Here is a 22,178-nt window from a genome sequence, read left to right as displayed (position 1 = left end):
CCGGAGCCCTCGTGAGGCCAAACGTTCACCGGCAATGATCCGTCAGTTCGCCGGGGGCGCGAATGCACCGCCCCTCGCCTGGGAATACTCCAGGCAGTCCGGTCCCGAGGCCACCGGGGCAGCGGGGGCCGGCTTGCCGCGGATGACGCAGGGTCATCCGCTCTGGAGGCCTAGTGGTCAGTTCCAAGAGCCGCCGGACGCCAGACCGGCGCACGTACGTTCTCGACACCAGCGTGCTCCTGGCGGACCCGCTCGCCATGACCCGCTTCGAGGAGCACGAGGTCGTCCTGCCGGTGGTGGTCGTCACCGAGCTGGAGGCCAAGCGGCACCACCCGGAGCTGGGCTACTTCGCCCGCCAGGCGCTGCGACTGCTCGACGACTACCGCATCCGCCACGGACGGCTCGACGAGCCGATCCCGGTCGGCGAGCTCGGCGGCACCATCAGGGTCGAGCTCAACCACTCCGACCTGTCGATACTGCCGGCCGGCTACCGGGTCGGCGGCGGCGAGGCGGACTCGCGGATCCTCGCGGTCGCCCGCAACCTCCAGGCCGAGGGGTACGACGTCACGGTCGTCTCCAAGGACCTGCCGCTGCGGATCAAGGCCAGCTCGGTGGGCCTGCTCGCCGAGGAGTACCGGGCCGAGCTCGCCATCACCTCCGGCTGGACGGGGATGTCCGAGCTGCACGTCCCGGCGGAGCAGGTGGACGCGCTGTTCGCGGCCGGCCACGACGCCGCGGTGGACGTCGAGGGGGCGGACGAGCTGCCCGTGCACACCGGGCTGGTGCTCACCTCGGAGCGCGGCCGGGCGCTCGGCCGGGTGACCGGCGACGGCCGGGTCCGGCTGGTGCGCGGCGAGCGCGAGGCGTTCGGACTGCGCGGGCGCAGCGCCGAGCAGCGGGTCGCGCTGGACCTGCTGCTCGATCCGGACGTCGGCATCGTCTCGATGGGCGGCCGGGCGGGCACCGGCAAGTCCGCGCTGGCGCTGTGCGCGGGGCTGGAGGCGGTGCTGGAGCGGGGGCAGCACCGCAAGGTGATGGTCTTCCGGCCGCTGTACGCGGTCGGCGGGCAGGAGCTCGGCTACCTGCCGGGCTCCGAGACGGAGAAGATGAGCCCCTGGGCGCAGGCGGTCTTCGACACCCTCTCCGCCGTCACCACTCCGGACGTGATCGAGGAGGTGATCTCCCGGGGGATGCTGGAGGTGCTGCCGCTGACCCACATCCGGGGCCGCTCGCTGCACGACGCCTTCGTGATCGTGGACGAGGCCCAGTCGCTGGAGCGGAACGTCCTGCTGACGGTGCTGTCCCGGATCGGCCAGGGTTCGCGGGTGGTGCTCACCCACGACGTGGCGCAGCGCGACAACCTTCGGGTGGGCCGGTACGACGGCGTGGTGGCGGTGGTGGAGAAGCTGAAGGGGCATCCGCTCTTCGCGCACATCACGCTCACCCGCTCGGAGCGTTCGCCGATCGCGGCGCTGGTCACGGAGATGCTGGAGGACATCCACCCGTGATCCGTCCCTGACCAGGACATAGTCGGACAATACGGTCAACTCTTGATGCGGGGCCCGCTCCTGACGGGGCGGGCCCTCATCCCTTTCATCACATCGAGTGCTTTCCGTCCGGGGAACTCCCGTGCGGTGAATGTGACGTGCGCCACGCGAACGGGAATTGCGTCGACAGCGTCCGGTGCGGCATGGTGAGGGTTCTGTCAGGCCCCGCGTACGGCGTGGCAGGGCTTCCGGACTCCACGAGTCCGGCCCCGGATGGTCCACCAACTCCGGTCGGTGGACGCATAATTGAAGACCGATGAGCCGTACGCCGCCCGATTCCAACGCCCGGTCGCCTCACCTCGGCCGGACGCCGGGCCAGCACCTCCCGTGACCAGAGCACCTGCGGAGGTCAGTGCCAAGGGGCATGTTGCGCCCGCACGGTCACGCGTGGGCGATGCTGGAAGGAATCCATGTGACTCGGATCTCGGTCCGGGGAGTCGCTGTGGCCTCCGCCACCGCCGTCACCGCTGTCGGTGCCGTCGTGGGTGTGGCCTCGGGCAGCGAGGGCAAGACGACGCAGACGGTCGACGTCGCGGGCGCGACCCTGCTTGCCGAAGTCCCCTCTGGCGCCCAGGCGCAGACCATCAGTGACAACATCGGCCAGCAGGCATCCGCCCAGCAGGCCTCCGCCGACGCCGCGGCCAAGGCCGCCGCCGAGCAGAAGGCCGCCGAGGAGGCCGCGCGCCAGAAGGCCGCCGCGGACGCCCAGGCGAAGGCCGATGCCCAGGCCAAGGCCGACGCGGACAAGGCTGCCAAGGCCGCCGAGGACAAGCGCAAGGCCGACGAGGCCGCTGCCAACCGTTCCAAGGCGCGTTCGGCGATGGCCGCCACCGACAACAGCGCCCCGCCGGTCTCGGTCAGCCCCGGATCCGTCCAGGACATCGCCCGGCAGGTCGTCGGCGACGACGCCCAGTTCCAGTGCTTCAGCCAGATCGTGAAGCGCGAGAGCGGCTGGGACTACACCGCGACCAACCGGAGTTCCGGCGCGTACGGCCTGGTCCAGGCGCTGCCCGGCACCAAGATGGCCTCGGCCGGTGCCGACTGGCGCACCAACCCGGCCACCCAGATCAAGTGGGGTCTGGGCTACATGAACAGCCGCTACGGCAGCCCCTGTGGCGCCTGGTCGTTCTGGCAGTCCCACAACTGGTACTAGGAGCCGCCACCGCCCGGCGGTGGACTCCCGTACGGCCCCCGGTCGCTCGTCCCGCCCGACGAGCGACCGGGGGCCGTCGCGTTCCCGCCCGCCGGGAGCCGGGTCGGGCCGCGCCGCCCGGGCTGCGCTGACCAGTGCGCCTGCGGGCGGTGCGGACCCGGTGCGGACGCGGGGTGCGGGAAGGGGTCCTGGTTGCTTCCCGCACCGGCCGGTCCGCCGACAGTTGGTCCGTGGTCCGAGGCCTCGCTCTCCCCGGGGGCCTCGTTTCGACTCCTCCCCAGCGATCCCGGCCCGAAACCAGCTGAAACCTGATGTTTTGCCCCGGTTTGATGACGAGGTTGTTCGAGCCGAACCCGGCGGGGGCCGGACTCGCCGGGCCGCCGCCGGGTAGCGTCATCCCTGACGGCCGTGGCGGGACCCACGGCGTACCGCCGGGCACGGCGGCTCAGCAGGGGAGCGGTGGTAGCGAGGATGGCGCGGGGCGGAAAGGCCTTCAAGGCCGTGGCCAAGGGCATGGCCGTGGTGGCGAGCGCGGCCGCCGTGATCGAACGGCGCCGGCGTGCCGCGATGGCGGCCGACCCGCACGAGCTCGCCGTCCCCGCACTGGCGGAGGCACCCGATCCGGTGCCGGCCCCGCGGGTCGAACCCGCCGCGGTTCCGGCCGCCGCCCCGGTGGCCCCCGCGCCGGCGGCCCCCGCGCCGGCCGCACCGCCCGGCCCGGCGCGGGAGTACCACCCCGGACGGCCGGCCACCCCGGCCGAGGCCGTGCCCTGGGGGCTGCGGGTGGCCGCCGAGTCGACCTGGCGGCTGCTGCTGCTCGGGGGCGCGCTCTACGTCGTCTTCTACATCGTCGACATGCTGAGGCTGGTCGCCTTCGCGGTGCTGGCCTCGCTGCTGATCTCCGCGCTGCTGGAACCGACGGTCTCCTGGCTGCGCCGGCACGGGGTGCCGCGCTCGCTGGCGGCGGGCGCGGTGTTCCTGAGCGGGCTGGCCGGAATCGGGCTGGTCGGTTGGTTCGTGGTCTGGCAGGTGTCCACCAACCTGTCGACGGTCACCAGCAAGGTGAAGGACGGTGTGGACCAGCTGCGGGACTGGCTGAGCACCGGTCCGCTGCACCTGACTCAGCAGCAGATCAACGACTACGCCGACCAGATCGGCAAGGCGATCACCACCAACACCGACCAGATCACCTCGGCCAGCCTGACCGGCGCGCAGATCGCCGTCGAGGTGCTGACCGCCGTGGCGCTGGCCTTCTTCACCACCTTCTTCTTCCTCTACGACGGCTCGCGGATCTGGAACTGGGCGTTGCGCGGACTGCCCCGGCACTCCCGCTTCGCCATGGCCGGCGCCGGCCCGAAGGCCTGGGCGACGCTCACCGCGTACGTGCGCGGCACCGTTGGCGTGGCCTTCATCGACGCGGTCTGCATCGGCATCGGCATCGACCTGCTGGGCGTGCCGATGGCGATGCCGCTGGCCGTGATCATCTTCCTGGGCGCCTTCGTCCCGCTGGTCGGCGCACTCGTCACCGGCACGGTCGCGATGCTGATCGCGCTGGTCACCGAGGGGCCGTGGACGGCGCTGATGGTGCTGATCGTGCTGGTCGCGGTGATGCAGATCGAGAGCCACATCCTGCAGCCGCTGATCCTCGGCCGGGCCGTCCGGGTGCACCCGCTGGGCGTCGTCCTCGGCGTCGCGGCCGGCGGCATCATCGGCGGCATCGGCGGCGCGGTGGTGGCCGTCCCGCTGATCGCCGTCACCAACACCGTGATCACCCACCTGCGCCGCCGCAACGAGGCCGGCCAGGCCGTCTTCACCGCGATGGAGGCCGCCCGCGAGGCCGCGGGCCGGACCTCCGCCGCCCCGGCCGGGGACGGCTGAGGCCGGAGCACAACGCCGACGGGCCCTCCCGGACGTGGTGTCCGGGAGGGCCCGTCGGCGTTGTGCGGGGTCCGTCAGGCGCCGGCGGCGGCGAGGGCGGCCTCGGAGTCGAGGACACCCGCCACGGCCTGGAGCACGGCGGCGATCTTCATCGAGGCCTGGACGACCTCGCGCTCGACACCGGCCTTGCGCAGCACGGCCTCGTGCGAGTCGAGGCACTGGCCGCAGCCGTTGATGGCCGAGACGGCGAAGCACCAGAGCTCGAAGTCGACCTTCTCGACGCCCGGGGTGCCGATGATGTTCATCCGCAGACCGGCCCGCATCGTGCTGTACTCCTTGTCGGAGAGCAGGTGCAGCGTCCGGTAGTAGACGTTGTTCATCCCCATGATCGCGGCCGCGCCCTTGGCGGCGGTGTACGCCTCCGGGGACAGGTTGGCCTTGGCCTCGGGCTCCAGCTCACGCAGCACGGCGGCGCTGCGGGTGGCCATCGCGCAGGACAGCACGGTGCCCCAGAGCTGCTGGGCGGGGAGGTCGGAGTTGCCGATGACCGAGCCCAGGTTGAGCTTGAGGTCCTTGGCGTAGTCCGGGAGGGCGGCCTTCAGGTCGTCGAGGGCCATGGGTCAGCCCGCCAGCAGGGCCTGGGCGTCGAGGGTGTCCTCGCCCTTGGTCCAGTTGCACGGGCACAGCTCGTCGGTCTGCAGGGCGTCCAGCACCCGCAGGACCTCCTTGGGGTTACGGCCGACGGAGCCGGCGGTCACCATGACGAACTGGATCTCGTTGTTCGGGTCGACGATGAACACCGCGCGCTGGGCGGTGCCGTCGGCGCCCTCGACGCCGCAGGCGCGCATCAGGTCGTGCTTGACGTCGGCCAGCATCGGGAAGGGCAGGTCGCGCAGGTCCTTGTGGTCCTTGCGCCAGGCGTGGTGCACGAACTCGGAGTCACCGGAGACGCCGAGGATCTGGGCGTCGCGGTCCGCGAACTCGTCGTTCAGCTTGCCGAACGCGGCGATCTCGGTCGGGCAGACGAAGGTGAAGTCCATCGGCCAGAAGAAGACGACCTTCCACTTGCCCTCGTAGGACTTGTGGTTGATCTCGGCGAAGGCGTTCGCGGCGTCCAGGTCGACGCAGGCGTTGAGTTCGAACTCGGGGAACTTGTCACCGATCGTGAGCACGTTCGCTTCTCCTGAAGTGAGACTGAGGGGAGTTTTGTCCGGATTCCGGACACGTCCTACGTTTCCACATCGTGGACTGATCAGGGAAATAGCTACACTTGATGTGTCTGATCGGAGATGGCTATCAGTACCGAACCGCCCACGTCGCGGCCCCGCCCCCGCAGGGCCGCCGCCGCCAAACCCGACGCCGCTGTGGCGAGCGCCACAGTCCGCAGCCCCCGGGCGCCGACCGTCGCCCAGCTCAAGGCCTTCCTCGCGGTCGCCGAGCACCGGCACTTCCGGGAGGCCGCCGCCGCCACCGGGACCAGCCAGCCGGCCCTGTCCGGGGCGGTCGCGGCGCTGGAGGAGTCGCTGGGCGCGCAGCTGGTCGAGCGTACGACGCGCAGGGTGATTATCACCCCGCTGGGTGAGCGCGTGCGCGAGCACGCACGCCGGGTGCTCGCCTCGCTGCAAGCCCTCACCGAGGAGGTCGAGGCCGCCCGTCGCCCGTTCACCGGGCCGCTGCACCTCGGCGTCATCCCGACCGTCGCGCCCTACCTGCTGCCCACCGTGCTGCGGCTGGTCCGCGACCGCTTCCCGGAGCTGGAACTGCACGTCCACGAGGAGCGCACCCCCGCGCTGCTGGAGGGGCTGGCCGCCGGGCGGCTGGACGTCCTGCTGCTCGCGCTCCCGGCCGGCGGCACCTCGCCGACCCGCGACATCCCGCTGTTCGATGAGGACTTCGTCCTGGTCACCCCGCCCGAGCACCCGCTCGCCGGGCGGATCGACGTCCCGCGCGACGTGCTGCTCGACCTGGACGTGCTGCTGCTGGAGGAGGGCCACTGCCTGCGCGACCAGGCCCTCGACATCTGCCGTGAGGTCGGTGCCGATCCCGGGGGTTCCACCACCCGCGCGGCCGGCCTGTCCACCCTGGTCCAACTGGTCGCTGGCGGCCTCGGGGTGACGCTGCTGCCCGCCACCGCGCTGGACGTCGAGGCCGGCCGCACCGACCGGCTGGCCGCCGTCCGCTTCGCCGCCCCGGCCCCCGGCCGCCGGATCGGGCTGGCCACCCGCCCGGGCTCGGCCCGCAGCGCCGAGTACGAGCGCTTCGCGGCCGCGCTGCGCGAGGTGCTGGCCGAACTCCCGGTCCGGATCGCCTCCTAGCGGCCCTGCGGCCCGGCGAAGCCCTGTGGTCCTACGGCCTCACGGCTTCGCCGGGGCGCCGAGGCAGAGCCCGACCGTGGTGGCCACCAGCAGGTCCAGGGCCCGCAGGGTGCCCTGGTCGGGCTGCTCGCCGGGCGCGCGCAGGGCCAGGTAGCGGTCGGTGAGGCCGTCGAAGCCGGTGAGGAAGTGGACGGCGATCTGCTCGGCGGGCGTGGCCAGTTCGAGGCCGTGTGCCTCGGCGAGGGCGGTGAGCATCTCCGCCGCGGTGCGCTCGATCCCGTGCTGGAGCGCCCGCATGATCTCCTGCAGGTCCGGGTCGCGCATCGCCAGCGCCGCGAACTCGCTCAGCAGCACGCAGCGCCCGTCCGTGCCGGTCGAGCTCTCCCAGAGCGCGTGGACCAGGGTGGCGACCTGCTCGCCGAAGGAGCCGTCGCCCGGGTAGGCGGCGCGGACGTGGCCGATGAACTCGGCGGTCAGCTGCTCGACGACGGCCCGGTAGAGGTCCTTCTTGGTGCCGAAGGTGTAGTGCACCGTCGCCTGCGCCACGCCCAGCTCGGCCGCGATCGCCCGGGTGCTGCCGGCGGCGACCCCCTCCCGGGTCATCAGGTCGAGGGCGGCCTGGACCAGTTGCGGTCGGCGTTCGGAGGCGGGGACATGAGCCATCCAGCCAGGGTATCGCCATGGTCGGATAACTGCGTCGAATGATTCTGTCGCCCGATTCTGTCGACTAACTTTGTCGCCTGACAAGGTTGCGCGTACGGTGGACCGCGACCTGTTCAGGCACCTGCCTGCCCGACGACCTGACCGAGGGGTCACCCATGGCCACGTACCTCTACCGACTCGGCCGCTACTGCTTCCGGAAACGGCGGGCGGTGCTGGCGGTCTGGATCGCCGTGCTGATCGCGATCGGCGGGGCCGCAGGGGCCTTCGCCGGCAAGACCAGCGACGAGTTCAAGGTGCCGGGCACCGAGGCGCAGACCACCCTGGACCGGATCAAGGACACCTTCCCGGAGCAGGGCCACGGCTCCGCCCAGGTCGTCTTCGCGGCCCCCGCGCCCGGCGGAGCCACCACGCCCGAGGCGGGCAGGGCGGTCGGCGAGGCGGTCGCCCGGATCACCGCCGTCCCCGGCGTGGCCGCCGTGCCCGACCCGTACGCCACCCACGCCGTCTCACCGGACGGCCGGGTCGCGATCGCCCTGGTCTCCTTCGACCACAAGCTCGCCGACGTCACCGACCAGCAGCGCGAGGCCGTCAAGGCCGCCGCCGAACCGGCCCGCGCGGCCGGGTTGGACGTCACCTTCGGCGGCGACGCGTACAACCGGATGGCGCAGGTCGACGGCGGCGAGGCGATCGGTCTGGCCGTCGCCGGGGTGGTCCTGGTGATCACCCTCGGCTCGTTGGTCGCCGCCGGGCTGCCGCTGCTGACCGCGCTGGTCGGGGTCGGCGTGGCGATGGCCGCGATCATGGCGCTGTCCGGCTCGTTCGAGATCATCACCACCGCGCCGGTGCTGGCCCTGATGGTCGGTCTCGCCGTCGGCATCGACTACGCGCTGTTCATCCTCTCCCGGCACCGCCGCCACCTGGACGAGGGCCTGGAGCCGGACGAGGCCGCCGCCCGCGCCACCGCCACCGCCGGCAGCGCCGTCGTCTTCGCCGGCCTCACCGTGGTCGTGGCGCTCGCCGGGCTCGCCGTCGCCGGCGTCCCCTTCCTGACCGTGATGGGCCTGGCCGCCTCCGGCGCCGTCGTGGTGGCCGTCCTGGTCGCGATCACGCTGCTGCCCGCGCTGCTCGGCTTCGCCGGCCGCGCCATCGACCGGCTGCCGGTCTGGAAGCGGGCGCTGCGCACCGGCGGCCGCACCACCCTGGGCGAGCGCTGGGGCCGTTTCGTGGTCCGCCGCCCGCTGGCCGTGCTGCTCGTCGGACTGGCCGGCCTGGGCCTGCTCGCGGTGCCCGCCGCGAGCCTCCAGCTCGGCCTGCCGGGCGGCGGTTCGCAGGCCGCCGGCACCGATGCGCGCAAGGCCTACGACCTGGTCGGCGAGAGCTTCGGGCCGGGCTTCAACGCGCCGCTGGTGGTCGTCGTGGACGCCGGGGGCGTGCCGCGGCCGGAGCAGGCGGTGCAGGGGGTGGCGGCCGGGCTGCAGACCCTGCCGGGCGTGCGGACGCTGCTGCCCCCGGCCGTCGACCAGACCGGGCGCACCGCCCTGCTCACCGTCATCCCGCAGACCGGACCGGACGACGCCGGCACCAGGACGCTGGTCAACGAGATCCGCGACCAGCGCGCTCCGCTCAAGGCCTCGACCGGCGCGGACATCGCCGTCACCGGCACCACCGCCGCCAACATCGACGTCTCCACCAAGCTCGGCCAGGCACTGCCGCCGTTCCTCGCGGTGATCGTCGGCATCGCGGTGGTGCTGCTGGCGCTGGCGTTCCGCTCGGTGCTCGTCCCGCTCAAGGCGGTGGCCGGCTTCCTGCTCAGCATCACCGCCTCGCTCGGCGCGGTGGTCGCGGTCTACCAGTGGGGCTGGTTGGACGGCCTGATCGACGTGCCGAAGGTCGGGCCGGTGGTGAGCTTCGTGCCGATCCTGCTGATCGGCGTGCTGTTCGGGCTGGCGATGGACTACGAGCTGTTCCTGGTCTCCGGGATGAAGGAGCAGTACGTCCACGGGAAGGCGCCGCGGGACGCCGTGGTGGCCGGGGTGCGCGGCGGCGCCCGGGTGGTCACGGCGGCGGCGCTGATCATGGTGTCGGTGTTCGGCTCGTTCGTCTTCGGCCACGACCCGATCGTGCAGCCGATCGGCTTCGCCCTCGCGGTGGGCGTGCTGGTGGACGCCTTCGTGGTGCGGATGGCGCTGGTGCCGGCCGCGATGGCGCTGTTCGGCAAGGCCGCCTGGTGGTTCCCGAAGCGGCTGGAGAAGGTCGTGCCGCGGGTCGACATGGAGGGCGAGCAGCTGATCGCGCGGCTGGAGTCGGCGGAGCAGCCGGCGAAGGAGCCGGCCGGGGTCTGAACCGCTCCCGGGCGCCCGGCGGGCCGTTCCCGTCGGGCGTCCGCGCGCCGCGGCAGCCGCTGCTCGACGGGCGGCCGCGGGCGGCGGCGGGCGGGTACGGGCGGGTACGGGCGGTTACGGCAGCCGTGGCTCGACGGGCGGTTGGGGCAGTCGCTGCTCGAACCAGACCACCTTGCCGGTGCCCAGCCGGGTGGCGCCCCAGCGGTCCGCGCACCGGGCCACTATCTGCAGGCCGCGACCGCGTTCGTCCTCCGGCCCGGTACGGCGCGGCCGCGGCAGCAGCGGGCTGTCGTCGCCGACCTCGCAGCGCAGCCGGGTGGTGCGCACCAGGCTCAGGGTGACCGGGCGGGTCGCGTGCTGGACGGCGTTGGTCACCAGCTCGCTGATCATCAGCTCGGTCGCCTCGCTGAGCTCGCCGAGCCCCCAGCGGCGCAGCGTGTGGGCGGCCAGCCGGCGGGCCCGGCCGGGCGTCTCGTTGCGCGGCTGGAGGTACCAGTGCGCGACGTCCCCGGCCGGGATCCCGTCGAAGCAGGCGCCCAACAGGGCGATGTCGTCGCCGCGGTCGCCGGGCGGCAGGATCCGCAGCGCCTCCTGGCACAGCTGCTCGGGGGACTGCCAGCGGGCGGCGGCGATCCGGGCGCGGAGGACCTCCAGGCCGTCGCTGATCGGGCGGCTGCGGGTCTCCACCAGGCCGTCGGTGAACAGCAGCAGGGCCGAGCCGGGCGGGGCGGGCAGCTCGACCGAGTTGAAGTCCACCCCACCGACCCCGATCGGGGCCCCGGAGTCCAGCTCCACCAACTCGGCGGTGCCGTCCGGCCGGACCAGGACGGGCGGGACGTGCCCGGCGTTGGCCAGCACCACCCGGTTGGCGATCGGGTCGTACACCGCGTACACGCAGGTCGCCAGGTGCTGTTCGCGGCCGAGCCGTTGGGCCTGCTCGTCCAGGTGGTAGAGCACCTCGTGCGGCGGCAGGTCGAGGGCGGCCAAGGTCTGGGCGCTGGTGCGCAGTTGGCCCATGATGGCGGCCGAGGTGAGCGAGTGGCCCATCACGTCGCCGACGATCAGGGCGACCCGGTTGCCGGGCAGCGGCACGGCGTCGTACCAGTCGCCGCCGACCTGCGCGCCGCGCTCGCCCGGCAGGTAGCGCTGGGCGAGGCGGACGCCGTGCGGCTGCGGCAGGCGCAACGGCAGCATGCTGCGCTGGAGTTCGTTGGCTATCTCCCACTCGCGGGCGTACCGCAGGGCGGTGTCCACCGCCAGGCCCGCCTGGGTGGCGAGGTGCGCGGCGGTCGCGGTGTCGGCGGCGTCGAAGGCGGGCCGGCCGGTGCGTTCAGGAGGGCGGCGGATCAGCACCAGCAGGCCGAGCACGGCCTTGCGGCCGCGCAGCGGCAGGGCCAGCACCGAGGTGCCCGCGGCCAGCCGGGCCAGCCCGCGGGTGCCGTACAGCTCGCGCAGCAGCGCCTCGGTGCGTTCGGCGCCGGGCGCGCCGAGCACCGCGGACTCGGCGGGGCGGCGGCTCAGCAGGGCGTGCGCGAGCGCCCCGCCGCGGGTCACCGGGGTGGCGGGGCCGGTGTCGGCGGTGGAGCGGGAGCCGTACCGGGAGCGGTGCCGGTCGTCCGCGCCGCTCGGCCGGCCGCGCCGTCCGATCCGGGTGCCGGTGCTGTGGTGGATCCGCAGCTCGTCCGGGAAGCCTGGCTCGCGCTCGACGTTGGGCAGCGGGTCGCGCAGGTGGACCACGGCGGCGTCGGCCAGCGTGGGGACGAGCACCCGGCCGATGTTGCGCAGCGTCGCGGACAGGTCGAGCGCGCTGTTGATCCGCCGGGTGGCCAGGTCGAGGTAGCCGAGCCGGCCCGCCACGTCCTCGCGCTCCGGGCGCGCGGTCGGCTGGTGCGGCGGTGCCGGTACTGGTGCCAGGGGCAGGCCGCGCTGGCCCGGGACGGCAGGCGGCTGTCCGGCCTCGGTCTTGAGCTGGTCGCGCACGGGCTGCCTGTCCTGGATTCGGTGTGGTCTCTGTGGTGGTCTGCGGTGTCCTGCTGGCGGGCCCTGCTGCCGTGCGGTGGGTCAGCCGACGCGTCGACAGCACAGGAACAGCTGTTCCTCCGGCGGCAGCGTGGTGCTGGCCGGCGCGTACGGATGCCCCGAGCACTCCTCGACGGCGAAGCCCGCCGTGACGAGAACCCGCTCCAGATCCTCCCTCAGATACCCACTGATCCGCAGCTCTCTGCCAAGGAACGGAAGCGGAACGTGATCCAGATCCGCCTCGACCATACCGAGCGCCAGCAGTCCGCCCGGCCGGAGGAGTTCGCGCAGCCGCGTGAGCACGGTCGGGATCTCGTCCTGCGGCAGCAGGATCAGTGAGAAGAACGCGGTGACGGCGGCGAACCCGCCCTTGCCCAGGGGCCCCAGTCCGGGGGCGTTCCAGACCTGCCCGGCGCGCTCGGTGGCCAGATCGAACAGGTCGATCCGATGGAACTCCGGCGGGTGTTCGCCCGGGAACCGGGCCTGCCGGGCCAGCGAGAGCATCACGTCCGAGAGGTCTATCCCGGTCACCCGCAGCCCGCCCGCGACCAGCTGCCGGACCGTCGGGTCCCCGGTGCCGCAGCCCACGTCCAGCACCCGCGCGCCGGGTTCGAGCTCGGCCAGCAGCTGCCGTCCGCAGGCCAGCTGCCCGTCCTTGGCCGGGAACGCCTCGCCGTACCCGGCGCCGATGGTGTCGAAGGCGACGGCTTGCAGGGCACGCGCCGCCCGGCGCCGCCGCACGTCGGGCCCGTCGTCTCCCGCGTCCTCGTCGACGGGGTACGAGTCGGATATCTGTCCGGTCGTCACGATTGAGAGGCACCCTTCCACCCGTGGCCTCCGGCCGGCTGCACGCGGCCGCACGGGAGCGGGATGCCGTCCGCCCCGGCGCCCGTCCTGCCTCGCCGGCCCACACGTTGCCGGCAGACACTCGTGTGTGTACTGGCATCTGAGAATATGCGTGATCTCTGCGCCATGGGGTCCCTTTCCAGCCAACTCGTCATGCTTGGGCCGGTGTGGACGGGGTTGCGGAAGCACGACGGTGCGGGCAGGGGTGGTGCGCGCCGGCTCCGCGCGCCGCATGGCGCGCCGTGGCGTAACGACTGACCTGCGGTTTCGCCGGGGCGAGGGCCGGCCGTCGGGCGTTTATCGAACGTCAATCGCCGGAGTGCAGAGTGGAGTCCAGCGCCGGGGAAGCGTTGAGGGCGCTCCCGCAGCCGGGGGGCTGCGGGGGCGTCGACGCGCACAACGGGGGTGGGGGCTCTGCCGGGGGGCGGAGACCTACGGCGCTGGGGAAGATGGGGGAGGCTCGGTGTGCTGTTGGGAGATGAGGTCCGCCACGGGGGAGGCCTCCGGCACACCGAGCCGCGTGAAGATCGCGTGCGCCTCGCGCAGGCAGGCGAGCCCGCGCGCGGGCTGCGCCAGCGCCAGCAGCGCCTCGCCGAGGGTGGCGTTCGCGAGGCCCTGGCAGTAGGCGGAGTCCAGTTCCTGGGCGATCACGAGCGACTCCTCGGCGGCTTCGGCCGCCTCCGCGTGCTGCCCGGACGCGAGTAGCGCCGAGGACAGCCGGGCGAGGGTGTAGCCCTCCCAGAGCGGGTTCTGCTGGGACTGGAAGAGCTGGTGCGCCTCCCGCAGGTGCGGGACGGCCTCGCCGGTGGAGAGCACCACGCCGAGCTGGTAGAGGGTCTGGGCGAGTAGGGGTCCGTTCTCGGACGTCCGCGCGACGGCGACGCCGTCGCGGGCGGAGCGGATCGCCGTCTCGGTCATGCCGAGCCGGTTCTGCACCCGGGCGATGTTGCTGATCAGCCTGGCCTCGCCGATCGCCGTGCCGACCACCCGGCTGATGGCGAGAGCCTGTTCGAGGAACGGCAGCGCCTCGGCCGGGCGGTTGCCGACACTGAGGGTCCAGCCCAGCGTGTTGGCCGCGGCCATGCGAAGAACGGTCGGGGCGTCCGGTGCCTGGTGGTCGAGGCTGCGCCGGAGGGACTGCTCGGCCTCCTGGAAGTCGCTGGTGACGGACTGCAAGGTGCCGAGCGCGAAGTACACCCGGGCCAGCCCGGCCGAGTCGCCGCGACGTTCCGCGGCCCGGCCGATGGTCTCCAGGATCCGACGCACCCGGCGCCCGCGTGTCGGGTCCGGGTCGAGGCTGAACAGGAGGTTCAGCAGGTCGACCGCCGCGCGCTGCAGGGTGCCGGAGCCGTTCGCGGTCGCCTCGACGGCGCTGAGCAGCAGGGCGCCCTCGGTGCGGAGCCAGTCCTGTGCGGACCGGCTCGTCGGCAGGCCGAGCCCCGGCGAAGCGGGCGTGGTCAGCAACTCCGGCAGCGGGTCGTCCGGCTCCACCGCCTCGGCCGCGTTGCGGACGGTCGGGATCAGCAGGTCGAGCAGCCGCAGTACCGCCTGTTCCTGCTCCTCGGTGTCCCCGATCCGCTCGTTCTGGCGCTGGGCGTACAGCCGGAGCAGGTCGTGGTAGCGGTAGCGGCCGGGGGTGAAGCACTCCAGCATGTTCGCCTCGACCAGCGCCTCGGCGAGATCCTCGGCGGTGTACTCGTTCGCGCCGAGCAGCGCCGCGGCGGCGGGCAGCGGGATGTCCGGGGAGTCGATCAGGGCGAGCAGCCGAAAGGCGCGGGCCTCGTCCGTGGAGAGCTGGCCGTAGCCGAGTCCGATGGTGGTCTCCACGGCGAGGTTGCCGAGCTGGAGTTCGTCCAGTCGCCGCCGCTGGTCGGCTAACCGTCTGGCCAGGTCGGAGACGCTCCAGCGCGGACGGCTGGCCAGCCGGGCGGCGGCGATGCGGACGGCGAGCGGCAGGAACCCGCAGGCGGTGACCACCTGCATGGCCGCCTCCGGTTCGGCGGCGACCCGCTGCTCGCCGACGATGGCCGAGAACAGCGCCAGCGCTTCGTTCGGGGTCAGCTCCTCGACGTCGAACAACTGCGCACCCGGGATGCCGGCCAGCCGGGAGCGGCTGGTGGCGAGCACGGCGCAGCCGGAGACGCCGGGGATCAGCGGTCGGATCTGCTCGGCGTCGCGCGCGTTGTCGAGCAGGATGAGCATCCGTCGGCTGGCCAGCAGCGACCGGTAGAGGGCGGCGCGCTGTTCGAGCGAGTCGGGGCTCTCGGTGACGCCGAGCGCGTGCAGGAAGTCGCCCAGGACGGCCACCGGGTCGGCCGGCGAGGTGCCGGCGCCGCGCAGGTCGACGTACAGCTGCCCGTCCGGGAACTCGCCGCGGACGCGGTGGGCGACGTGGACGGCGAGGGTGGTCTTCCCGACCCCGCCGATACCGGCCAGCGAAGTCACCACCACGGCCTGGCCGGTGGCGTTCATCAGGACCGTCGAGAGGTCGCTCACCAGGTCGGTGCGGCCGCTGAAGTCCGATACGTCGGCCGGGAGTTGGGCGGGCGCCGGGGGAGCGGCCGGACCGTCCTCGCGGCTCGCCGGGGCGGGCACGGCCGGGAGGGCGAGCGTCGGGTCCGCCGCCAGGATGCGGGCGTGCATCGCGGACAGGCCGGCGCCGGGCTCGACCCCGAGCTCGTCGATGAGGAGCTTGCGGGTGTCGGTGTAGACGCCGAGTGCCTCGGCCTGGCGTCCGCAGCGGTACAGCGCCAGCATCAGCAGCTCGCGCAGCCGTTCCCGCAGCGGGTGTTCGGCGGTGAGGGTGTTGAGTTCGCCGACGATCTCGGCGTGCAGGCCGATGTCGAGGGCGGCGGTGCACAGGTCTTCGGAGGCGGCGACCTGGCGTTCGGCCAGGCGGAGCCGCTGGACCTCGGCGTAGGGGCCGGGGATGCCGGTGAGCGGGCGGCCGCTGAACAGTTCCAGGGCCTGCGTCAGCAGCCGGTGCGTCCCGGGCTTGTCGCCGGAGGCCCGGGCGGCCACGGCCTCGGCGGAGAGCTGTTCGAAGAGCGTCAGGTCGAGAGCGTCGCCGGGGATTCGCAAGGCGTAGCCGTCGGCGACCGAGATCAGCAGTGCGGCGGGCGTGCGCACCTCGCGGCGCGGCTCGATGACGGCGCGCAGGCGCGAGACGTACGTGCGCAGCGCGGCCACGGCCTGGGCGGGCGGCCGGTCGCCCCACAGGCTGTCAACGAGGTCCTGGGTGGTGACGGGGCGGCCGGAATGCAGCAGAAGGGCGGTGAGAATCGCCTGCTGCTGAGGGGAGCCGAGGGAAAGGGGCTTCCCGTCGAGCCAGGCCTGGACCGGGCCGAGGACCTGGAAGCGCAGCGCAGGCGCAGGCGGCGTCTTCCGAAACTCCATGAAGTCCCCTGATGGCCTGTTGTGTTGATTTCGCGAAGGGCGCTCGGCGGTGCGCCGTGGTGCTTCAGCTTAGGCGGACGCCCGACTCTGCCGGACGGCACCGCAAGCTGCACGATGTTTATCGGACATTTAATCAACCCTACGATACTGTCCGCACGCCCGTGCCACGGAGGTCGGGCGGGACACATTTGATGACCGAAAGGCGGCCGCCCAATGGCCAACGACCAGAGCGAGACCCCGGTGCCGTCGACGCCCGACAACACGGCGCAGACCCCGGCCCCGGACGCCGCTGTGGAGGCGGGCAAGGCTGTCGAGGGTGCGGTGGCCGCGTCCTCGGACTCGACCGGGTATGCCGAGCCGACCGCGGCCCAGAAGGCCGAGCTCGAGAACGGCCTGTTCGGTGACGAGGCCGAGCACGTGGTGGAGCCTGCCGCTCCGGCCACGGGCGGGCCGGGCAAGCGGTACGAGCCGGAGAGTGTCATCTCCGGCCACCCGTAAAGCGGATCGACCCGGTGCCCCCGGTGCCCCCGTTCGGGCACGGGGGCACCGGTCGTTTCGCGTTCGCCAATTGCCGTCCGTGCCGGCCGACGGCCGATTCGGTCGGGCTGATTCAGGTGGCTGATTCGAGCCCGTGGTGCACGCATGGTGACCGGTGTTATCCGTAACGTGCCCGGCGGCGGGCCCGGCGCGTTCCGGAATTCTGGATTCACCGGGGGGATTGCAGGCCCGGAATACCGTGGTTTGCGTGGATTTTGCCGCAATTACCGGCCTGATCACATTCAGGTGAATCGCGGGGTGTCGGGGGCGGGGCCGATGTGTCCGGGTTCGGCGGTCCATTCGCGGCCGCCGCCCTCGGGGCGCAGGTAGTGCTCCCCGCCGATGGTGTCCATGTAGATGCCGGTGCGTCCGGTCCTCCGGTCGAGGACGAGTTCACCCACGTGCGGCCGGTAGGCCGCGGAGTCGCGCTGACGGGTGCTCACCGCACTGCTCCTCGCTGTTCTGGTGCGGGTGCGGCTCCGGGTGGGGGTCGCGCCCTGGTCGCTGTCCGTGTGTGTGGTGCTCGGCGACTACCCAGCATCTCTAGAGAAGCTAATATCTCTAGAGATGTCAACAGTCGTAGCCGCTTACCGTCCGCCGCGGTCGCGCCTACGATTTGTTCGAGGGAGAGGGAGCGGCGATGACCGGCAGCAGTGGCGACAAACAGCCCAAGTACCAACGGATCGCCGACACGCTGAAGGCGGCCATCGACGACGGCCGGTACCGCGCGGGCGACCGGCTGCCGGGCGAGAACGACCTCATGGACGAGTACGGCGTGGCCCGGATGACCGCCCGCCAGGCGCTCGGCGTGCTGCAGAGCGAGGGCATCGCCGAGGCGCGCCGGGGCGCGGGGGTCTTCGTCCGGGACTTCCGGCCGCTGCGCCGGCGCGGGATCCAGCGGCTGGCGCAGGGGCAGTGGGGCTCGGGCCGCTCCATATGGTCGGCGGACATCGACAACCGCCTGCTGGTGGTCGACCAGGTGTCCGTCACCGAACGGGGCGCGCCGGAGCACGTCGCCCGGGTGCTGGGCGTGGATCCGGGCGCGTCGATGTGCGTACGGCACCGCCGCTTCGTGCTGGACGGCAAGCCGGTGCTGCTGTCGACCTCGTACCTGCCGGCCGGCCTGGTCGCCGGCACGGCCATCACCCGCGAGGACACCGGCCCGGGCGGCACCTACGCCCGGCTGGCCGAGATCGGCGCGAAGCCCGTCCACTTCCGCGAGGAGGTCCGCTCCCGGATGCCCGGCGCGGAGGAGGCCGCCCGCCTGGAGCTGTCGGCGGGCACCCCGGTCATCCTGATCTGCCGCACCGCCTTCGCCGACGACGGCCAGGTCGTCGAGCTCAACGAGATGATCCTCGACGCCGCCTCCTACGTCCTGGAGTACGACTTCGACGCGTGAGCACGCGCAACGCGGCCGGGGCGGGGTTCGTCGCTACTGGTAGTGGTAGCGGGCCTTGAGGATCATCACTTCCTTCTCGTCGGCCCGGTACACGAGGCGGTGTTCGTCGTCCATCCGGCGTGACCAGTAGCCGGCCAGGTCGCCCTTCAGCGGCTCGGGCTTGCCGATCCCGCTGAAGGGGTCGCGCTGGATCTCGCCGACCAGGCGGGTGATCCGCTGAGCCATCTTCCGGTTCGATCCGAGCCAGAACAGGAAGTCCTCCCAGGCGTCCGGGTCGAAGTGGACACTCCTCACACCTCACCCGCCAGGGCTTCCAGCTCCTCCAGGGTCCTGGTGACGCCGGGGTGGCCGGCCTTGTCGCGGGCGACGGCCGCCATGAGCCGCTGGGCGTTGGCGGGGGAGCGCAGGAGGTAGATCGTCTCCTGCCACGCGTCGTAGTCCTCGGCCGACATGAGGACCGCGTCCCCGCTTCTGGAGGTGATCCTTATCGGGGCGTGGTCGTCATTGACCTTCTTGATCAACGGAAAGAGCTGGGTGCGTGCCTCGCTCGCACTGATCGCCATCGCGGTGCCCTCCGTGTTCGTACCGGTTCTCGGTACCGTCATGGTACGAGTCCCGAGTACCACTTGCCACCGCATTGCGCCCATGCAGAACCGCCCCGGTCGCGACGGGCGCGGCCGGGGCGGCTGAGGGGGGCCGGGGTGGTTACTCCTTGGAGCGGACCCGGAGGCTGGTGATCAGCGGGCCCTCGGTGGTCTCGCGGAAGAAGTCGTTGCCCTTGTCGTCGACCACGATGAAGGCCGGGAAGTCCTCGACCTCGATGCGCCAGACGGCCTCCATGCCGAGCTCGGCGTACTCCAGGACCTCGACCTTCTTGATGCAGTCCTGGGCGAGACGGGCGGCGGGGCCGCCGATGGAGCCGAGGTAGAAGCCGCCGTGGGCGGCGCAGGCGTCGGTGACCTGCTTGCTGCGGTTGCCCTTGGCGAGCATGACCATGGAGCCGCCGGCGGCCTGGAACTGGTCGACGTAGGAGTCCATCCGGCCGGCGGTGGTGGGGCCGAAGGAGCCGGAGGCGTAGCCCTCGGGGGTCTTGGCCGGGCCGGCGTAGTAGACGGGGTGGTCCTGGAGGTACTTGGGCATGCCCTCGCCGGCGTCCAGGCGCTCCTTGATCTTGGCGTGGGCGATGTCGCGGGCGACGACCAGGGTGCCGGTGAGCGAGAGCCGGGTCTTGACCGGGTACTTGGACAGCTCGGCGCGGATCGCGGACATCGGCTGGTCGAGGTCGACGCGCACGACGTCGTCGTCCAGGTGCTCGTCGGTGGTGTCCGGCAGGTACTTGGCCGGGTCGGTCTCCAGCTGCTCCAGGAAGACGCCCTCGGCGGTGATCTTGCCGAGCGCCTGGCGGTCGGCGGAGCAGGAGACGGCCATGGCGACCGGCAGCGAGGCGCCGTGGCGCGGCAGGCGGACGACCCGCACGTCGTGGCAGAAGTACTTGCCGCCGAACTGGGCGCCGATGCCGATCTTCTGGGTCAGCTCGGTGACCTTCGCCTCCAGCTCCAGGTCGCGGAAGCCGTGGCCGGTCTTGGCGTCGCCGGAGGTCGGCAGGTTGTCCAGGTAGTGCGCGGACGCGTACTTGGCGGTCTTGAGCGCGAACTCGGCGCTGGTGCCGCCGATCACGATCGCCAGGTGGTACGGCGGGCAGGCGGCGGTGCCGAGGGAGCGGATCTTCTGCTCCAGGAACGAGAGCATGCTCGCCTCGTTCAGGATGGCCTTGGTCTCCTGGTACAGGTACGACTTGTTGGCGGAGCCGCCGCCCTTGGCCATGAAGAGGAACTTGTACGCGCCGCCGTCGGTGGCGTACAGCTCGATCTGGGCCGGCAGGTTGTTGCCGGTGTTCTTCTCGTCCCACATGGTCACCGGGGCCATCTGGGAGTAGCGCAGGTTGAGCTTGGTGTACGCGTCGAAGACGCCGCGCGCGATGGCCGACTCGTCGCCGCCCTCGGTGAGCACGTTCTGGCCGCGCTTGCCCATGACGATGGCGGTGCCGGTGTCCTGGCACATCGGCAGGATGCCGCCGGCCGAGATGTTGACGTTCTTCAGCAGGTCGAGCGCGACGAAGCGGTCGTTCGGGCTGGCCTCCGGGTCGTCCAGGATGCGGCGCAGCTGGGCGAGGTGGGCGGGGCGCAGGTAGTGCGAGATGTCGTGCATCGCCTCGGCGGTGAGCAGCCGCAGCGCCTCGGGCTCGACCTGGAGGAAGGTGCGACCGCCGGCCTCGAAGGTGGAGACACCCTCGGAGGTCAGCTTGCGGTACGGGGTCGGGTCAGCGCCCAGGGGGAGCAGGTCGCTGTACTCGAAGTCTGGCGTGGGAGCCATGGGGGCGGTCCTTAGGTTTCCGTGGTCCGGCTGCGTCGGCGAAGCACCCTCAAGGGTAGGACCCGGCTCCGGGTCGCACGCGGACAGGGCAGCCTGCGTGACCGGGCTCACTCGGCCGCACGTACGAGCGACTAGTCTTGGGCCGTGGACAACTCGCCGTCGCAGGACGATCCGGGGCAGCCGTCCGTGCCGGCGCCCGTACCGATGACCAAGCCCGAGAGCCGGCCCGAGCCGCAGCCGCAACTCCGGCCGCTGCCGGAGCCGAAGACCCAGCCGTCGCACGCCCCGGTGGCACAGGCGGAGATGCGGGTGTCGGACGCCGACCGCGAGCGGATCGCGGAACTGCTGCGGGACGCCTACGCCGAGGGCCGGCTGGACGCGGACGAGCACGCGGACCGGATCGGGGCCGCGTACGCCGCCAAGACCTTCGGCGATCTGGTGCCGCTGACCAGGGACCTGCCGGGCCACCGGCCGCTGTCGTTCGAGAAGCCGCCGCTGGAGGCCCCGGCGCCGCGTGCGGTGACGCCGGCGCTGCCGCCCGCGCGCCAGGAGTCGCCGTCGATGGTGGCGATCTTCGGCGGTTCGTCCCGCAAGGGCCGCTGGCGGGTGGGGTCGCACCTGAAGGCGTTCGCGGCCTTCGGCGGGGTGGAGATCGACCTGACCGACGCCGTGTTCGAGTCGCCCGAGGTGGAGATCGAGGTGACGGCGCTGTTCGGCGGCGTCGAGATCCGGGTGCCGGAGAACGTGAGCCTGCACGGCGGTGGCGTCGGCATCTTCGGCGGATTCGACGTCAAGGAGCAGACGGCGGCGGACCCGTACGCGCCGGTGGTCCGGGTCAAGGGCGTCGCGGTGTTCGGCGGTTGCGAGGCCAAGCCGCGCCGGGGCAAGAAGCTCAAGGAGTGGGTGCGCAAGCAACTCGGCACCGAGTAGCCGGGGTTGACGGATCGAACGCCCGGTCGGGGATCAACTCCCGGCCGGGCGTTCCGCGTTGTCTCAGGTGCGCTCCGTAGTCGATTGCGTGCAGTGTGCATGAATCGCGGGCGGGCGGGGTAGTTCCTTCCGCACATCGCTTCTTGTACGGCTGCGCACCGGAGGCGGCCCAGCGGCCGACTCGGGGTTGGACAGCGGGGGCTCGCAGCCGGGCAGGGGAGCGAGCTTCCCCGTGTCCGAGAGTCTCGTCAGGAGTACGGCCGTGCTGCATCCGATCGAGTCCCGCACCACCTCGCCCGTCGCCGCCGCGCAGTTGCTGGAGCGCAGTCCGCAGCCGCACCCCCCGGGCGGCCAGGGCCCCCAGACCGCCGCCCAGGGCGCGTCCTCGGGCGAGGACAGCCCCTGGCACACCGGCGCGGCCTGCCGGCGGGACGAGGTGGGGCTGTTCTTCGCGCCCTCGAAGGAGCCGACGGCGGCCCGGTTGTCGCGCGAGGAGCAGGCGAAGCAGGTGTGCGCCCGGTGTCCGGTGCTGCTGGAGTGCCGCGAGCACGCGCTGGCGCAGCCGGAGCCGTACGGGGTCTGGGGCGGGCTGACGGCCGCCGAGCGGCGGGTGGTGCTGGCCCGTCGCCGCCGCCGGGAGTCGGAGCTGCGCGAGGCGACCCGGGTGGTCGCGGGGCAGCGGCGGATAGCGGGCTGACGGGGCTCCGGGTGTGCCCCGGGCCGGACGCGCCGCGGCCTCGGCGGAGGGGGATTCCGCCGAGGCCGCGGGTGCGGTCGCCC

Annotated in this window: 19 protein-coding genes; 9 read left to right on the top strand and 10 right to left on the bottom strand. The window is 72.5% G+C overall.

Going from position 1 to position 22,178, the window contains the following annotated elements:
• Positions 1 to 173 precede the first annotated feature (173 nt).
• From ACFVTF_RS26865 to ACFVTF_RS26855, 3 genes are all read left to right on the top strand, one after another.
• Positions 174 to 1,508 (top strand): PhoH family protein, encoded by a 1,335-nt coding sequence (locus tag ACFVTF_RS26865; protein ID WP_063347994.1) that lies wholly within the window; start codon positions 174 to 176, stop codon positions 1,506 to 1,508.
• 433 nt (positions 1,509 to 1,941) lie between these two features.
• A complete protein-coding gene (locus ACFVTF_RS26860; protein WP_350879965.1) occupies positions 1,942 to 2,700 on the top strand; it encodes a transglycosylase SLT domain-containing protein in 759 nt (252 codons plus the stop codon).
• 471 nt (positions 2,701 to 3,171) lie between these two features.
• Complete coding sequence (locus ACFVTF_RS26855; protein ID WP_387817021.1) at positions 3,172 to 4,578, top strand: AI-2E family transporter; 1,407 nt, start codon at positions 3,172 to 3,174, stop codon at positions 4,576 to 4,578.
• Positions 4,579 to 4,652: 74 nt separating this feature from the next.
• Here the strand turns inward: ACFVTF_RS26855 and ACFVTF_RS26850 are convergent, their stop codons facing one another.
• A complete protein-coding gene (locus ACFVTF_RS26850) occupies positions 4,653 to 5,195 on the bottom strand; it encodes an alkyl hydroperoxide reductase (protein ID WP_063347992.1) in 543 nt (180 codons plus the stop codon).
• 3 nt (positions 5,196 to 5,198) lie between these two features.
• The gene (locus ACFVTF_RS26845; RefSeq protein ID WP_371517285.1) at positions 5,199 to 5,750 is read right to left on the bottom strand and encodes a peroxiredoxin; all 552 of its coding nucleotides are present in this window, start codon (positions 5,748 to 5,750) and stop codon (positions 5,199 to 5,201) included.
• Between the two features lie 192 nt (positions 5,751 to 5,942).
• Here ACFVTF_RS26845 and ACFVTF_RS26840 point away from each other — a divergent pair, with 192 nt between their 5' ends.
• Positions 5,943 to 6,893: a LysR substrate-binding domain-containing protein gene (locus tag ACFVTF_RS26840; protein WP_387817020.1), complete on the top strand. Its 951-nt coding sequence runs from the start codon at positions 5,943 to 5,945 to the stop codon at positions 6,891 to 6,893.
• 39 nt (positions 6,894 to 6,932) lie between these two features.
• Here the strand turns inward: ACFVTF_RS26840 and ACFVTF_RS26835 are convergent, their stop codons facing one another.
• Positions 6,933 to 7,556, bottom strand: a complete 624-nt coding sequence (locus tag ACFVTF_RS26835) for a TetR/AcrR family transcriptional regulator (protein ID WP_387817019.1) — start codon at positions 7,554 to 7,556, stop codon at positions 6,933 to 6,935.
• Between the two features lie 155 nt (positions 7,557 to 7,711).
• Here ACFVTF_RS26835 and ACFVTF_RS26830 point away from each other — a divergent pair, with 155 nt between their 5' ends.
• Positions 7,712 to 9,898, top strand: coding sequence for an MMPL family transporter (locus ACFVTF_RS26830; RefSeq protein ID WP_387817018.1), 2,187 nt, complete (start codon positions 7,712 to 7,714; stop codon positions 9,896 to 9,898).
• A 114-nt stretch (positions 9,899 to 10,012) separates the two neighbouring features.
• Here ACFVTF_RS26830 and ACFVTF_RS26825 read toward each other — a convergent pair whose 3' ends face one another.
• The 3 genes from ACFVTF_RS26825 to ACFVTF_RS26815 form a co-directional block, all read right to left on the bottom strand.
• Positions 10,013 to 11,878 carry a SpoIIE family protein phosphatase gene (locus ACFVTF_RS26825; protein WP_387817017.1) on the bottom strand — a complete coding sequence of 622 codons (1,866 nt, stop codon included), beginning with the start codon at positions 11,876 to 11,878 and terminating at the stop codon, positions 10,013 to 10,015.
• 81 nt (positions 11,879 to 11,959) lie between these two features.
• On the bottom strand, positions 11,960 to 12,724 hold the full coding sequence (locus ACFVTF_RS26820; RefSeq protein ID WP_387817016.1) for a methyltransferase domain-containing protein: 765 nt from the start codon (positions 12,722 to 12,724) through the stop codon (positions 11,960 to 11,962).
• Positions 12,725 to 13,195: 471 nt separating this feature from the next.
• Entirely contained in the window at positions 13,196 to 16,159 is a 2,964-nt protein-coding gene (locus tag ACFVTF_RS26815) for a BTAD domain-containing putative transcriptional regulator (protein ID WP_387817015.1), read from the bottom strand.
• Positions 16,160 to 16,372: 213 nt separating this feature from the next.
• Here ACFVTF_RS26815 and ACFVTF_RS26810 point away from each other — a divergent pair, with 213 nt between their 5' ends.
• Positions 16,373 to 16,657 (top strand): hypothetical protein, encoded by a 285-nt coding sequence (locus ACFVTF_RS26810; RefSeq protein WP_387817014.1) that lies wholly within the window; start codon positions 16,373 to 16,375, stop codon positions 16,655 to 16,657.
• Positions 16,658 to 16,938: 281 nt separating this feature from the next.
• Here ACFVTF_RS26810 and ACFVTF_RS26805 read toward each other — a convergent pair whose 3' ends face one another.
• Positions 16,939 to 17,139 carry a hypothetical protein gene (locus ACFVTF_RS26805; protein ID WP_387817013.1) on the bottom strand — a complete coding sequence of 67 codons (201 nt, stop codon included), beginning with the start codon at positions 17,137 to 17,139 and terminating at the stop codon, positions 16,939 to 16,941.
• Positions 17,140 to 17,336: 197 nt separating this feature from the next.
• On the opposite strand from ACFVTF_RS26805, the gene ACFVTF_RS26800 reads away from it, so the two are divergent.
• Entirely contained in the window at positions 17,337 to 18,095 is a 759-nt protein-coding gene (locus tag ACFVTF_RS26800) for a GntR family transcriptional regulator (protein WP_387817012.1), read from the top strand.
• Between the two features lie 33 nt (positions 18,096 to 18,128).
• Here the strand turns inward: ACFVTF_RS26800 and ACFVTF_RS26795 are convergent, their stop codons facing one another.
• The 3 genes from ACFVTF_RS26795 to ACFVTF_RS26785 form a co-directional block, all read right to left on the bottom strand.
• Positions 18,129 to 18,389 carry a Txe/YoeB family addiction module toxin gene (locus ACFVTF_RS26795; RefSeq protein ID WP_363372471.1) on the bottom strand — a complete coding sequence of 87 codons (261 nt, stop codon included), beginning with the start codon at positions 18,387 to 18,389 and terminating at the stop codon, positions 18,129 to 18,131.
• Entirely contained in the window at positions 18,386 to 18,658 is a 273-nt protein-coding gene (locus tag ACFVTF_RS26790; protein WP_063351171.1) for a type II toxin-antitoxin system Phd/YefM family antitoxin, read from the bottom strand. The genes ACFVTF_RS26795 and ACFVTF_RS26790 overlap by 4 nt, the downstream gene beginning before the upstream one ends.
• 142 nt (positions 18,659 to 18,800) lie before the next feature.
• Positions 18,801 to 20,468, bottom strand: coding sequence for a fumarate hydratase (locus ACFVTF_RS26785; protein WP_063347981.1), 1,668 nt, complete (start codon positions 20,466 to 20,468; stop codon positions 18,801 to 18,803).
• Between the two features lie 204 nt (positions 20,469 to 20,672).
• On the opposite strand from ACFVTF_RS26785, the gene ACFVTF_RS26780 reads away from it, so the two are divergent.
• Complete coding sequence (locus ACFVTF_RS26780) at positions 20,673 to 21,398, top strand: DUF1707 domain-containing protein (RefSeq protein WP_371522693.1); 726 nt, start codon at positions 20,673 to 20,675, stop codon at positions 21,396 to 21,398.
• Positions 21,399 to 21,711: 313 nt separating this feature from the next.
• Positions 21,712 to 22,095: a WhiB family transcriptional regulator gene (locus tag ACFVTF_RS26775; RefSeq protein ID WP_371522692.1), complete on the top strand. Its 384-nt coding sequence runs from the start codon at positions 21,712 to 21,714 to the stop codon at positions 22,093 to 22,095.
• Positions 22,096 to 22,178: the final 83 nt, after the last annotated feature.

Source organism: Kitasatospora sp. NPDC057940, from assembly GCF_042887425.1.
Lineage (GTDB): Bacteria > Actinomycetota > Actinomycetes > Streptomycetales > Streptomycetaceae > Kitasatospora.
The sequence above is the reverse complement of the archived record's forward strand: the minus strand, read 5'-3'. Positions and strand labels throughout refer to the sequence as shown.

Excerpts from the sequence above, each read along its gene's own strand:
- ACFVTF_RS26860 (WP_350879965.1), top strand. The coding sequence starts at position 1,942 with ATGCTGGAAGGAATCCATGTGACTCGGATCTCGGTCCGGGGAGTCGCT.
- ACFVTF_RS26855 (WP_387817021.1), top strand. The coding sequence starts at position 3,172 with ATGGCGCGGGGCGGAAAGGCCTTCAAGGCCGTGGCCAAGGGCATGGCC.
- ACFVTF_RS26850 (WP_063347992.1), bottom strand. The coding sequence starts at position 5,195 with ATGGCCCTCGACGACCTGAAGGCCGCCCTCCCGGACTACGCCAAGGAC.
- ACFVTF_RS26835 (WP_387817019.1), bottom strand. The coding sequence starts at position 7,556 with ATGGCTCATGTCCCCGCCTCCGAACGCCGACCGCAACTGGTCCAGGCC.
- ACFVTF_RS26830 (WP_387817018.1), top strand. The coding sequence starts at position 7,712 with ATGGCCACGTACCTCTACCGACTCGGCCGCTACTGCTTCCGGAAACGG.
- ACFVTF_RS26815 (WP_387817015.1), bottom strand. The coding sequence starts at position 16,159 with ATGGAGTTTCGGAAGACGCCGCCTGCGCCTGCGCTGCGCTTCCAGGTC.
- ACFVTF_RS26810 (WP_387817014.1), top strand. The coding sequence starts at position 16,373 with ATGGCCAACGACCAGAGCGAGACCCCGGTGCCGTCGACGCCCGACAAC.
- ACFVTF_RS26800 (WP_387817012.1), top strand. The coding sequence starts at position 17,337 with ATGACCGGCAGCAGTGGCGACAAACAGCCCAAGTACCAACGGATCGCC.
- ACFVTF_RS26790 (WP_063351171.1), bottom strand. The coding sequence starts at position 18,658 with ATGGCGATCAGTGCGAGCGAGGCACGCACCCAGCTCTTTCCGTTGATC.
- ACFVTF_RS26785 (WP_063347981.1), bottom strand. The coding sequence starts at position 20,468 with ATGGCTCCCACGCCAGACTTCGAGTACAGCGACCTGCTCCCCCTGGGC.
- ACFVTF_RS26780 (WP_371522693.1), top strand. The coding sequence starts at position 20,673 with ATGACCAAGCCCGAGAGCCGGCCCGAGCCGCAGCCGCAACTCCGGCCG.